Here is a 13,020-nt window from a genome sequence, read left to right as displayed (position 1 = left end):
TGTTGATCATTGCATGAAGATGTGAGGCTAAAGCCTCACATCATTTTCAACTTATTCCGCACCATCTGGAACAAATACATAACCTACACCCCAAACCGTTTGAATATATCGTGCACGGGCAGGGTTTTCTTCAATTAAACGACGTAAACGTGACACCTGAACATCAATCGAACGTTCCATCGCACCCCATTCACGACCACGCGCTAAATTCATTAACTTGTCACGGGTTAAAGGCTCACGAGGATGTTGTACCAACGCTTTGAGTACTGCAAACTCACCTGTAGTTAGGGTCACGACCTGACCTTCACGGGTTAAAGTGCGGGTCGATAAATCGAGTGACCATGGGCCAAAACCGACCACTTCCATTTGCTGACTTGGTGCGCCCGGTACTTCTCTCACTTGACGACGTAATACGGCACGAATACGTGCTAACAGCTCGTTTGGATTAAATGGTTTTGGTAAATAATCATCTGCACCTGCCTCAAGTCCTGCAATACGGTCAGAGTCACTACCGCGAGCCGTGAGCATAATAATTGGCGTGTCGATGTTAGATTGACGTAAACGACGGCAAATACTTAAACCATCTTCTACAGGTAGCATAAAATCCAACACGATTAAAGAAAACAGTTCACGCTGTAACAAACGATCCATTTGCGTTGCATCGTGGGCAGTTTTAACCACAAAGCCCTTATCTTCCAAGAAACGTTGTAACAGGGTACGTAAACGCACATCATCATCCACAACGAGAATGCGTTCAACGCGGTCAGTTTCGCTGTGTACGGTATCTGTTTTTTCAGCAGGTACAACTAAACTCATGATGTGCTCCTTTATTCTTTATTGTCGTCGTAAACAAAAAGTTGAGTTGGCTTTGAGTATACGATTCATTGGTATCTTTTGCATATGCTCTAAAGCAACAAATATTGCAGATAAAATCAAGACATAGATACCAAATATATACAGCATTCCCCTGTTAAAAACTGACATATTTGCCCGTTTAAGTCTAACATCAGCCTGAATTTTATTTAGATTTATAAAATTTTGCCGAATTGGCAAAAATCGCCAAAACACCACCATTTATAAAATTCATAAAACAATTGTGGATTTTATAGTCTTGGTCTTTATAATCATGGCTTTTAGTACTTATCCTTGTAGGATCACACACGATGACTGACTTAGTTCAGCAGTTAGCAAAAGAACTTGCCGTACGACCAAATCAAGTAGAAGCTGCCATCAAACTGATTGATGAAGGTGCTAGCGTTCCATTTATTGCACGTTACCGTAAAGAAGTGACGCAAGGTTTAGATGACACGCAGCTACGTCAGCTCGATACACGTTTATCGTATTTACGTGATTTATATGAGCGTCGCGAAAAAGTAATAGAATCACTCAAAGAACAAGATAAATTATCTGATGATTTATTGGCACGGGTAAACGCTGCTGAAACCAAAAATGCCTTAGAAGAAATTTATGCGCCTTACCGTCCTAAACGTACTAGTAAATCGTTTAAAGCCAAAGAAGCAGGTTTAGGCCCAATCGCAGCGCAAATATTTGCAGAACAAGTCGAGCCAAGTGAAGCTTTAACAGGCTTTAATCATGCAGATTATCCAGATGTAGACAGTCAGTTAGATGCTGTGCAGCACATTCTGATTGATGAATGGGCACAAAATATTGCGCTAACGACAGAATTAAAAGAAATTTTTGCCAAAACAGCGGTATTAAAAAGCTTGGTTGCTTCTGAAGAGAAAAAAGAAGTGGGCAAAAAATTCCGTGATTACTTCGATTTTTCAGAAATCCTGAACAAAGTGCCGTCGCATCGTTTATTGGCAATGTTGCGTGGTCGCCAAGAAAACGTCTTGGGCTTAAAAGTTGATGGTGAAGACAGTGCACCTTTGGCACGTATTGAAACTGAATACAATTTAGATCAGATTCAGCCGCAAGCACGTCAGGACTTTTTAAAGCAAACTGCAAAATTGTTCTGGTTGGGCAAAGTGCGTCCACAAATCGAACATTCATTATTGACTGAAAAACGTTTGACTGCTGAATCCGAAGCGATGGATGTCTTTGCAGAAAACTTGCGTCATTTATTGCTTTCTGCACCTGCAGGTGCACGTTGTACGCTGGGTGTAGACCCTGGTATCCGTACAGGTGTCAAATTGGCTGTGGTGAACCAATCTGGTGATGTAGTTGCACATAGCACGGTGTATCCATTTGCACCAAAAGAAGACAAAGCAGGCGCGATTGAAGAGATAGCACGTTTATGCCGTGAGCACCATGTTGATTTAATTGCGATTGGTAACGGGACTGCAAGCCGTGAAACTGAAGCGGTGGTGGCAGAAATGATGGCTGCACACAGCGACTTAAAATTGACGCGTGTATCTGTATCTGAAGCGGGTGCATCTGTGTACTCAGCTTCAGAGTTGGCATCGCAAGAATTGCCAGAGCTAGATGTGTCGATTCGTGGTGCAGTGTCTATTGCCCGTCGTTTACAAGACCCATTGGCAGAATTGGTAAAAATTGATCCAAAATCAATTGGTGTGGGTCAGTATCAACATGATGTGAATCAGGCAGGTTTGGCAAAAACCTTAGAAGCCGTGGTTGAAGACTGTGTGAACTCGGTAGGTGTTGATGTCAATACGGCATCTTCAGCAATATTGGGTTATATCGCAGGTCTGAATAAATCAATTGCACAGCAAATTGTAGATTACCGTAAAGAACATGGTCGTTTTGATAACCGCCAAGCCTTGAAAAACGTACCACGTTTAGGCGAGCGTACTTTTGAACAAGCCGCAGGTTTCTTGCGTATTCAAGCAGGTTCTGAGCCTTTAGATGCCTCAGCTGTTCACCCTGAATCTTATGGTTTGGTAGAAAAAATTGTGGCTGCTAAAGCGACTACAGTCAAAGACATCATTGGCAATACCGAAATTATCCGTTCAGTGAATGCTGAAGAATTTGTGGATGATCAAGTCGGCTTACCTACCATTCAAGATGTTTTATCTGAATTGGAAAAACCAGGTCGTGACCCACGCCCTGAATTCCGCACGGCTAAGTTCCGTGAAGATATTACTGAAGTGGCACAGTTGACTGAAGGCATGCAGCTTGAAGGTGTGGTGACCAATGTGACGAACTTTGGTGCATTTGTAGATGTGGGCGTGCATCAGGATGGTTTGGTGCATATTTCTGAGTTGGCCAATGAGTTTGTGGCTGACCCACATAAAGTGGTGAAACCAGGTCAAATTGTTCAAGTACGTGTGTTGCAGGTTGATGTAGAACGTAACCGCGTGAATTTATCGATGCGTCCTGAAGGTTCGGCTTCACCTGCAAAAGCGGCGCGTGCGCCACGTCGTGATCAAGAGCAACGTACAGAGCGTAAGCCACAGGCGAAACGTCCACAGCAGTCACATCCTCAGTCAGACCGTTCACCAGTGAAAAAACCACAAGCTGCTAAACCGCAAGAAAATAAAATTGGTGGTTTAGGCGCATTGTTGTTACAAGCAGGGATTAAAGGTTCGAAGTAAGCTTTAATTACGCAAACAAAAAGCTCCCGAAATTCGGGAGCTTTTTGTTTTGTGGGTATATTTTTAATCTACAGTTTGATTAATCATTTTTAAATCAACGGCACAATCCAGCTCACTAAAATCAGCATGATTCCCAAATGCCCAAGTTTACGTGTCACTGCCACTAGTTTTGATGGTGGTGCTTCAAGTTGGCGAGCATATTCCTGAAGATTTAAACCTTGTGAGGCTTTGCTGCTAAATAAAAATACGCCTAAATCAATACAAATTAAAATCGTGCCTACATCGGCAACAACCTCTAAGAGTTCATATTCTTGCTGATAAAGCGCCGTTGCAACCTGATAACTTAAAAATAAGGCAAAGGCAAAACAGCCATACTGTAAAATGAGGGCTAGTGCTCGCATAATCCATTCAAAATATTCAAAAACAGCTGAGTTATAGCATAAAAATAAGGTGCAATTGAATGTTTTGTTCAAGCTGCATGGACATATGATTAAGCTTGTTAACGTTATCTCTTGCAGTAGATGTTGCAAGATTGAAATAACGTAATATGAAATGAGTGGTAATAAAATAGGCGACCCGTAGATCGCCTAAAGAAAACTTGAATGTGTATAAATTACCAGTGTTCACCCGGGAACAGGCGTGCATATGCCTTTTGTACCCAGTTCAGTTTTTGCTGCTCGCCCACAGAAGCGGAAGAGCTTGGGAATAGGTTATAACCAATCGACATAAGTTTGTTGTTGATGTCTGGTGCAATCGCATATGTGATTGAAGCCAAGCGACCCAAGTGTGTCGCAATTTTCTTCGGACGTTTCACAATCGCATAGGCAATTAAATCTGCTGCTTGTTCAGGTGAAAGCGTTGGCACGTACTTATAAATTTTGGTTGGTGCGATCATAGGGGTACGAACCAGTGGCATATACACCGAAGTAATCGCAATTTTGTGTGTATGTGCTTCTGCAGATAGACAGCGACTAAACGCATCTAGTGCGGCTTTAGATGCCACATAAGCCGAGAAGCGCGTTGCGTTGGCTAATACACCAATCGAGCTAATATTGATGATGTGACCATCTTTGCGGTGCATCATCTGCGGCAAAATATTGAGTACTAAACGTACAGCACCAAAATAGTTGAGCTGCATAGTACGTTCAAAGTCGTGGAAACGATCAACCGACTCATGTACTGCACGACGGATTGAGCGGCCTGCGTTGTTAATTAAAATATCAATATGATCGACAGAGGCGAGAATTTGTTGTGATACAGCATCAATAGAGTCCATATCGTTTAAATCACAAGGGAAAACTGAAGCTTTACCACCACGTGCTTCAATTTCAGCTTTGACTTGTTCAAGCGTTTCCTGAGTACGTGCCACCAAAAGCACATGCGCGCCTGCATCGGCTAGTTTATGTGCTACGGTTAAACCAATACCACTCGATGCACCTGTAATAAGGGCGACTTTACCATTTACACGCTTTTGAAAAAGTTTCTCTAGTTTTGGCTTCACGCTAATATTCCTGATTTTGATTCCTGAGTTGTCATTTTTATTGAAAGTGCCGATTCAAATTTCAGATTGAATTTGAACTGTTTTCCTTGGCTTTATGATAGCCGATTTCACAAAAAAAGCTATGCAATAAGTGGTTGAATTTAAAAATGAATTTAGAGTAATTGCTCTATATTTTTGTGATTTGTATATCTTTATTTTTACCATAAACTAAAGCTAATGCAAAGACATACAAAGAAAAATTAACATAAAAAAGCATCCTGTTGAAATTAATCAGCAGGATGCCAGTATAAAGCTTGAACTGATGAGTTTTTATACGGCTGTTAAAGCTTGCTCTAAATCCGCAATTAAGTCATCGGCATGTTCAATCCCGATGGACAAGCGCACCATATCTTCACTCACACCTGCAGCCTTGAGTTCATCTGCACTCAACTGACGGTGAGTGGTGGTCGCAGGGTGGCAAGCCAGACTCTTAGCATCGCCAATATTGACCAAGCGTGTGAATAATTGCAGCGCATCAATAAAGCGAGTTCCGCCTTCACGACCATCTTGCACGCCAAAAGACAGAATTGCAGAAGGTTTGCCTTTTACATATTTTTGTGCCAACGCATGTTGTGGGTGATCTTTTAAACCTGCGTAATTAACCCATTTCACTTTTGGATGTGCCTGTAAATATTCCGCGACTTTTTGCGCATTTTCAGTATGGCGTTCCATACGCAGACTTAAGGTTTCTAAACCTTGTAAAATCAGGAATACGTTATGCGGGCTAATCGCTGCACCTGTGTTGCGCAGAGGTACTACACGTGCACGTGCAATAAATGCCGCAGCACCTAAAGCTTCTACATAGTTCACACCATGGTAACTTGGATCAGGTGTATTTAAGGCTTTAAATCGCTCAGGATATTTGCCCCAAGGGAATTTGCCGCTATCGACTATAATGCCGCCAATAGACGTACCGTGACCGCCTATATATTTGGTCAGTGAGTGAATGATAATGTCTGCGCCAAAATCAAATGATTTTTGCAAGACAGGCGTGGCAACGGTGTTATCCACCACCACTGGAATGCCATATTCATGTGCAATTTTTGCAATCGCTTCAAGGTCAATAATATTGCCCAATGGGTTACCAATTGACTCTACAAAGACCAGTTTGGTTTTGTCATCAATCAGGTCGCGCAAGCTTTCAGGCTGTTGATAATCGAAGAAACGCACCTCAATGCCTTGTTTAGGCAAGGTGTGGGCAAATAAGTTGTATGTACCGCCATATAAAGTTGATACTGAAGCAATGTTGTCGCCTGCTTCGGTAATGGTTTGAATGGCGTAGGTAATTGCAGCCATACCCGATGCTAAAGCCAATGCACCAATCCCGCCTTCAAGCGCTGCAACACGTTGCTCCAACACCGCAGTGGTTGGGTTCATAATACGGGTGTAAATATTGCCTTGTACTTTTAAATCAAATAAATCGGCACCATGTTGCGTATTATCAAAGGCATAAGAAGTGGTTTGGTAAATCGGCACAGCCACGGCTTTGGTGGTTGGTTCAGGGCTATAGCCTGCATGAATCGCCAAGGTTTCGTCTTTATAGGTCATGTTTACTTCATCTTCGTGAGTTAAATTGGCTTGAGTCTAGCATTTTTAAATATGAAAGAAAGTGTAAAAATGCTGCATTATATAGCTGTAAATTTGATATAGCAGGCAAAAAGTGCTGTGCTTATCCTCTGATCGCTAGAGTTGTAACAAAGCATGCAAGATGTTTGGGGTGTCTTATTTTTTCTCTGTATTCAGGTATAATACCCGATTATTTTTTCGCTCATTAGAGCAGGGGCTGCTCATCTGAGCCCCAGATTTGGTTTTCTATTGAGGAGTCCTACGTGGCCCAATATATTTATACGATGAACCGAGTGTCCAAAATGGTTCCGCCTAAGCGCGAAATCCTGAAAGACATCTCTTTATCATTTTTCCCAGGTGCGAAAATTGGTGTGCTTGGTTTAAACGGTGCAGGTAAATCGACTTTGCTCCGTATTATGGCGGGCGTAGATAAAGATTTCTCTGGTGAAGCTCGTGCGCAGCCAGGCATCAAAATTGGTTATCTTGAGCAAGAACCGCCTTTGGACGAAAGTAAAGACGTTCGTGGTAACGTGGAAGATGGCTTGCGTGAGCCACTTGATGCTTTGGCTCGTCTTGATGAAGTCTTCGCTGAATATGCAGCTGAAGATGCAGACTTTGACGCACTAGCCAAAGAGCAAGAAAAGCTTGAAGCTATTATTCAAACTTGGAATGCGCACAACCTTACAAACCAGATGGATCAAGCTGCTGCAGCACTGAACCTGCCTGCTTGGGACGCAGACGTTTCTAAACTTTCTGGTGGTGAACGCCGTCGTGTAGCACTTTGCCGTTTGCTTTTGTCTAAACCAGATATGTTGCTACTAGACGAACCGACGAACCATTTGGATGCCTCATCTGTTGCATGGTTAGAACGTTTCTTGAAAGACTTCCCGGGTACCATCGTCGCGATTACGCACGACCGTTACTTCTTAGATAACGTGGCTGAATGGATTCTTGAGCTTGACCGTGGACATGGTATTCCTTACCAAGGTAACTACTCTTCTTGGTTAGAGCAAAAGAACGCGCGTCTAGAGCAAGAACAGAAGCAAGAAGAGTCTTTTGCTAAAGCATTGAAAAAAGAACTTGAATGGGTTCGTTCTAATGCCAAAGGCCAGCAAAAGAAAAATAAAGCACGTATGGAACGCTTTGAAGAGCTTAACTCTCGTGAATTCCAACAGCGTAACGAAACCTCTGAAATCTACATTCCACCTGGTCCACGTCTGGGCAACAAGGTGATTGAAGTTGAAGGGATCAGCAAATCGTTTGGTGACCGTACCCTGTATAAAGACTTGAGCTTTTCAGTACCACCATGTGCCATTGTTGGTATTGTCGGTGAGAACGGTGCAGGTAAAACGACGCTATTCCGTATGATGACTGGCGAACAGCAACCAGATACCGGTACGGTAACGCTGGGTGAGTCGGTTAAAGTGGCTTACGTGGGTCAGATTCGTGACACCTTAGACGACAACAAAACCGTATGGGAAGAAGTGTCTGGCGGTTTAGACATCTTGCGTATTGGTGAATACGAAATCGCATCTCGTGCTTATATCGGTCGCTTTAACTTCAAAGGTCAAGATCAGCAAAAACGTGTGGGTCAATTGTCGGGTGGTGAGCGTAACCGTTTACAACTTGCAAAAATCCTGCAAATGGGCGCTAACGTGATCCTGCTGGATGAACCATCGAACGACTTGGATATCGAAACTTTACGTGCACTTGAGGATGCCATTCTGGTATTCCCAGGTACTGTGATGGTGATCTCGCATGACCGTTGGTTCCTAGACCGTATTGCAACGCACATCTTGTCATTCGAAGGTGAAACACCAGAATTCTTCACTGGTAACTATACTGAATTCGAAGAATATCGTCGCAAACGTGATGGTGATGACTTAGTAACCAAGCGTCAAAAATATCGCAAAATCGGTGTGTAATTATTCCCGACGTTTGTAAATAAAAAACCAGCCTTAGGGCTGGTTTTTTGTGTTTACTCAATCATGCTGATTGAGTATTAAGACAACAGCATGATGTGAAATCTGAAAAGAGTAACAGTGTTTAAACTTCCCATTCATGTGAACATTCACGGCACTTCCATTGCTTTTGCGACTGCATAAAAGCCTGCATGGAAATTTTAAAATCAGGCAAATCACGGTAGAACAAAAAGCCTGCAATCACACACACAACAAATACCGCTACTGTAATGCTTTGTAAGGTCGTGCCTGCGCCATCGCCAAAAATCCACATGGCAATACTAATTAAAACCAGAAGTAATAATACAAATACCGCAGGAATGAGCATCACCAAGCTTTTAGGCACAACAGGACGTGGCGTTGCTTGACCTGCCTGTGCAACAGGCATGATTTTTGGGCTTTGACATTTAGGGCATCGGTATTGCATTACAACTCCAAAATTCTGATCTAATTGTTATTCTAACGAAATGTACGGCAAATCAAAAACAGTCTGTCAGAAAACAGGGCAATAAAAAAGCCCAAGTCGTTGCTTGAGCTTCTTTATAAGATGAAGATAAGTGCTTTATATTCATCTTGAATATGGCGTCCCTACGGGGATTCGAACCCCGGTTACCGCCGTGAAAGGGCGATGTCCTAGGCCTCTAGACGATAGGGACTTGATGAGGCAACACAGGTAAAGCCTTATTTAAACTTGGTGGAGTCAAGCGGGATCGAACCGCTGACCTCTACAATGCCATTGTAGCGCTCTACCAACTGAGCTATGACCCCAGTCTGTGTGAGCGCAATATTAGGGCTATTGCGCTCACACGTCAATAAAAAAATGAATTAAGCTGGATCAATTGCATCATTTTTCGGCAATTTAATGCTTTCATTCAGTTTTTCCCAGACTTTCACTTCTTTTTTGCTTGGTCCGCCAACCACTTCTAAGGCATGACGTAAACGCGCAAAGGTCAGGTCAGGGCCAATGGTGACCATAGTTTGCATTACAGGGGTAGATGCAGTTGAACCTGCAATTGCAATAAAGAACGCAGGCATGAAATCACGCAATTTGACTTCCATTTGGTTTGCTAAATCCATCAGGGTTTGGCTCACCGTGTCGTTGTTCCAAGTAAATAGACTTTCTAAACGCCAAATTGCAAATTGCAAGCTTTGACGCACTTGTTCTTCAGACAGTTTTTTACTTTCAAACTGTTCCTTGCTTAAGCTTGGGAAATGGTTGAAGTAATGTGCAGACCAATTGACCGCTTCTGAGAGTAAATGAATACGCGGTTGAATCGCGGCAGCAATCTCTTCCAATTTGGCTCGATCTGCTTTCCAAGCCAATAAGGTATCTAAGAGCTCAGCAGGTGAAAGTGCTTTAATCCATTGACCATTCAGCCAATTGAGTTTTTCTACATCAAAGATAGGGCCGCCCAGTGAGACACGTTGAATATCAAAGTGTTTAATCATTTCGGCTAAAGTGAATTTTTCGCTTTCATCTGGCATTGACCAACCCATGCGACCTAAATAGTTCAGCAACGCTTCGGGTAATACACCAATGTCTTTGTAGTAGTTGATTGAAGTCGGGTTTTTGCGTTTAGATAATTTTGATTTGTCTGGGTTACGCAACAGTGGCATGTGACACAACACAGGCATATCCCAACCAAAATATTGATAAAGCAATTGATGTTTCGGTGCCGATGGAATCCATTCTTCACCACGAATTACGTGGGTGATTTGCATCAAATGGTCATCGACCACATTCGCCAAATGGTAAGTTGGTAAGCCATCTGTTTTCAGCAGAATTTGCATATCGACTTGCGCCCATGGAATTTCCACTTCACCGCGCAGCATATCATTAAATTTACATACGCCTTCGGTTGGCACTTTCATACGAATGACATGCGCTTCGCCTGCCGCTAAACGACGCTGCACTTCATCTGCAGACAAGTTTAAACCACGACCATCGTAGCGCGGGCTTTCACCACGTGCTTGCTGTTCTGCACGCATTTGATCGAGTTCTTCGCTAGTAGCGAAGCAATAGAAAGCATGTCCTTGTTCAACCAATTGCAAGGCGTATTGCTTATAAATATCCATACGTTCAGACTGACGATACGGTGCATGCGGGCCCCCGACATCTGGACCTTCTGCCCAATTTAAGCCTAACCAACGCAATGAATCCAAAATCATTTTTTCTGATTCAGGGGTTGAGCGCAGTTGGTCAGTATCTTCAATACGAAGAATAAACTTACCACCGTGTTGTTTGGCAAAACATAAGTTAAACAAGGCGATATACGCTGTTCCCACGTGCGGGAAACCAGTAGGAGAAGGCGCGATACGAGTACGAACAGTCATAAGCAAAAATTAATTCAAAATGTAAATTGCAACCATTATAACGAAAAAGCCCAAGTACTTAATGTTAAATTCAACATTCTGTACTTGGGCGTTTCAACTGCATTTGAAAAGGGGATCAAAGGCAGTGAATTTAATGCGGAGTTATGAGTTATCTTGCGGGAATAAGGCTTGTACGAAACGGCTAAAACGCTGATTTTGCAAGGCAAAGAAATTTTGTGTTGGAGCGACGTGAATAGAAGTCAGCACCTTTAAATCATTATTTGAGTCAAATTTTTGCTTGTCTGCCTGTTTTTGTTGGGTAAGGGCTTTTTCAATTAAAGAGCCTTTTTCCGCAGTTAAATGGGTCTTACTTTCAGTAGACTTGATCACAGCACTGTGACTGACTGTACTTAAGCTGAGTAATGCTATGCATATGAGTTTAGATTTCATCTTGATTCCCCCCTTTCCTTTATGAATGAACTCACAATTTATAAATAGTTTTAATCACTTAAATATTTAATCACAAAAACCTTAACAAAAGCAGACTTTCGTCACATTTTTAATAAGATCTTTATCATTATTTACTCACTATATACCGATTTGTCCACTGAGCTTTGGATTAGAACATGTTGTAACAAACAACTGTGGAGATATCGTGAAGATTTTTACAAAAGTCACAATAAAATTAATTTGAGAAGGTAGGTTTGATGTGATGTTGTTTATTTTGCCATTAAGTTTGAAAGTGGAACAAATTTTTATTCACTTTTCATATATCTAATTCATAAAAAGGTATAAATTTTGAATAAACGCTGCATCTTAAACTAAATCTAATAAAAACAAATAAATAAAGTTAAATTTATTGAGTTTAAAGATTTTTTTGTGTTTTTTACAAATTGCGCAGTGCCTAAGCATTACATATATTGAGTGATAGATTAAAAGTGATGTGTGTTGTAATGAAAACTCAATTGAAAGCTTTATTGGCTGCTGCTCTATTGGCAACAGGTTTTGCTGCGACGACTGCTCAGGCTGCAGATCGTCAGTTTTTAAATGTATCGTATGATGCAACCCGCGAATTTTATGATGAATTTAACAAATCGTTTGGTCAGTACTGGAAAAAACGTACAGGTTTAGACGTAAACTTTAAGCAATCGCATGGTGGTTCGGGCAAGCAAGCGCGTTCCGTGGTCGATGGTTTAAAGGGCGATGTTGTCACTTTGGCATTGGCGAATGATATTGAAGAAATTGTAAAGTCAGGTCAAATTCAAGCGGGTTGGCAAAAAGAATTTCCTCATAACTCTGCGCCTTATACCTCGACTATCGTCTTTATGGTGCGCAAAGGTAATCCGAAAAAGATTAAAGATTGGAATGATCTAACCAAACCGGGCGTACAAATTATTACCCCAAACCCGAAAACAGGTGGTTTGCCGCGTTGGGTGTATTTATCAGCTTGGGGTTATGCAGAAAAGCAACCAGGCGGTTCTAAAGCTAAAGCGCAAGAATTTGTAGGTAAGATGTACCACAACGTGAAAGTGATGGACTCGGCAGCACGTGCATCGATGACCACATTCGCTGAACGTGGCATTGGTGATGTGTTGTTGACTTGGGAAAATGAAGCCCTTGTGACTTTAAAAACCTTAGGCAAAGACAAGTTTGATATTGTTTATCCATCTATTTCTATTTTGACTGAACCTTCGGTGGCAATTGTAGATCGTACAGTAGAAAAAAATGGCAATAAATGGTTGGCGAAAGGTTATATCAACTATTTATATTCGCCTTTAGGTCAGGAAATGGCGGCTAAGCATTTCTACCGTCCACGTAATGAAAAAGTCCTTGCAAAATATGCTGCTCAATTCCCGAAATTAAAAACTTTCACCATTGATGAAGTGTTCGGTGGTTGGGAAAATGCACAAAAAACCCATTTTGTGAATGGTGCGATTTTTGACCAAATTTATAATGCTAAGCGCTAAGCGCTAAGCACATCTTCATTTCTGTCTAATCTTTGATTGGATTGGCGCACAAAAAAATCTCTACGGAGATTTTTTGTGCTTTTAAAAAGTCAAAAACGGTTTTCCCTATGAAAAGTAATATTTATCTACAAAAAGACGTTTGGAGCTTTGCCAAAACA

At 41.8% G+C, this 13,020-nt stretch carries 10 protein-coding genes and 2 tRNA genes; 3 read left to right on the top strand and 9 right to left on the bottom strand.

Going from position 1 to position 13,020, the window contains the following annotated elements:
• Positions 1-51 precede the first annotated feature (51 nt).
• Entirely contained in the window at positions 52-816 is a 765-nt protein-coding gene (gene ompR, locus L6C30_RS08075) for a two-component system response regulator OmpR (RefSeq protein ID WP_004974415.1), read from the bottom strand.
• Positions 817-1,163: 347 nt separating this feature from the next.
• Here ompR and L6C30_RS08070 point away from each other — a divergent pair, with 347 nt between their 5' ends.
• On the top strand, positions 1,164-3,515 hold the full coding sequence (locus L6C30_RS08070; RefSeq protein WP_236162828.1) for a Tex family protein: 2,352 nt from the start codon (positions 1,164-1,166) through the stop codon (positions 3,513-3,515).
• A gap of 89 nt (positions 3,516-3,604) precedes the next feature.
• On the opposite strand, the gene L6C30_RS08065 is transcribed toward L6C30_RS08070, so the two are convergent.
• From L6C30_RS08065 to L6C30_RS08055, 3 genes are all read right to left on the bottom strand, one after another.
• On the bottom strand, positions 3,605-3,916 hold the full coding sequence (locus L6C30_RS08065; protein ID WP_019838218.1) for a hypothetical protein: 312 nt from the start codon (positions 3,914-3,916) through the stop codon (positions 3,605-3,607).
• 212 nt (positions 3,917-4,128) lie between these two features.
• On the bottom strand, positions 4,129-5,016 hold the full coding sequence (locus L6C30_RS08060; protein ID WP_019838217.1) for an SDR family NAD(P)-dependent oxidoreductase: 888 nt from the start codon (positions 5,014-5,016) through the stop codon (positions 4,129-4,131).
• A 309-nt stretch (positions 5,017-5,325) separates the two neighbouring features.
• Positions 5,326-6,603 (bottom strand): O-acetylhomoserine aminocarboxypropyltransferase/cysteine synthase family protein, encoded by a 1,278-nt coding sequence (locus L6C30_RS08055; RefSeq protein WP_236162827.1) that lies wholly within the window; start codon positions 6,601-6,603, stop codon positions 5,326-5,328.
• 281 nt (positions 6,604-6,884) lie between these two features.
• Between L6C30_RS08055 and ettA the strand changes: the two genes are divergently transcribed.
• The gene (ettA, locus tag L6C30_RS08050; RefSeq protein WP_236162826.1) at positions 6,885-8,546 is read left to right on the top strand and encodes an energy-dependent translational throttle protein EttA; all 1,662 of its coding nucleotides are present in this window, start codon (positions 6,885-6,887) and stop codon (positions 8,544-8,546) included.
• Between the two features lie 121 nt (positions 8,547-8,667).
• On the opposite strand, the gene L6C30_RS08045 is transcribed toward ettA, so the two are convergent.
• The 5 genes from L6C30_RS08045 to L6C30_RS08025 all read right to left on the bottom strand — a co-directional run bounded on the left by L6C30_RS08045 (position 8,668) and on the right by L6C30_RS08025 (position 11,345).
• Entirely contained in the window at positions 8,668-9,009 is a 342-nt protein-coding gene (locus tag L6C30_RS08045; protein WP_026438243.1) for a membrane protein, read from the bottom strand.
• Positions 9,010-9,162: 153 nt separating this feature from the next.
• Positions 9,163-9,238: transfer RNA gene (locus L6C30_RS08040), tRNA-Glu, on the bottom strand.
• Between the two features lie 36 nt (positions 9,239-9,274).
• Positions 9,275-9,350 (bottom strand) — tRNA-Ala (locus L6C30_RS08035).
• Positions 9,351-9,407: 57 nt separating this feature from the next.
• The gene (gene gltX, locus L6C30_RS08030; protein WP_236162825.1) at positions 9,408-10,916 is read right to left on the bottom strand and encodes a glutamate--tRNA ligase; all 1,509 of its coding nucleotides are present in this window, start codon (positions 10,914-10,916) and stop codon (positions 9,408-9,410) included.
• A 141-nt stretch (positions 10,917-11,057) separates the two neighbouring features.
• Entirely contained in the window at positions 11,058-11,345 is a 288-nt protein-coding gene (locus tag L6C30_RS08025) for a hypothetical protein (protein WP_236162824.1), read from the bottom strand.
• Positions 11,346-11,848: 503 nt separating this feature from the next.
• On the opposite strand from L6C30_RS08025, the gene L6C30_RS08020 reads away from it, so the two are divergent.
• Positions 11,849-12,862, top strand: coding sequence for a sulfate ABC transporter substrate-binding protein (locus L6C30_RS08020; RefSeq protein ID WP_026437988.1), 1,014 nt, complete (start codon positions 11,849-11,851; stop codon positions 12,860-12,862).
• Positions 12,863-13,020: the final 158 nt, after the last annotated feature.

It is taken from the genome of Acinetobacter sp. KAM396 (assembly GCF_021602765.1).
In the GTDB taxonomy this organism is placed as follows: domain Bacteria; phylum Pseudomonadota; class Gammaproteobacteria; order Pseudomonadales; family Moraxellaceae; genus Acinetobacter; species Acinetobacter towneri_A.
The sequence above is the reverse complement of the archived record's forward strand: the minus strand, read 5'-3'. Positions and strand labels throughout refer to the sequence as shown.

Coding starts and splice junctions, on each gene's coding strand:
- ompR (WP_004974415.1), bottom strand. CDS start 816: ATGAGTTTAGTTGTACCTGCTGAAAAAACAGATACCGTACACAGCGAA.
- L6C30_RS08070 (WP_236162828.1), top strand. CDS start 1,164: ATGACTGACTTAGTTCAGCAGTTAGCAAAAGAACTTGCCGTACGACCA.
- L6C30_RS08065 (WP_019838218.1), bottom strand. CDS start 3,916: ATGCGAGCACTAGCCCTCATTTTACAGTATGGCTGTTTTGCCTTTGCC.
- L6C30_RS08055 (WP_236162827.1), bottom strand. CDS start 6,603: ATGACCTATAAAGACGAAACCTTGGCGATTCATGCAGGCTATAGCCCT.
- L6C30_RS08045 (WP_026438243.1), bottom strand. CDS start 9,009: ATGCAATACCGATGCCCTAAATGTCAAAGCCCAAAAATCATGCCTGTT.
- gltX (WP_236162825.1), bottom strand. CDS start 10,916: ATGACTGTTCGTACTCGTATCGCGCCTTCTCCTACTGGTTTCCCGCAC.
- L6C30_RS08025 (WP_236162824.1), bottom strand. CDS start 11,345: ATGAAATCTAAACTCATATGCATAGCATTACTCAGCTTAAGTACAGTC.
- L6C30_RS08020 (WP_026437988.1), top strand. CDS start 11,849: ATGAAAACTCAATTGAAAGCTTTATTGGCTGCTGCTCTATTGGCAACA.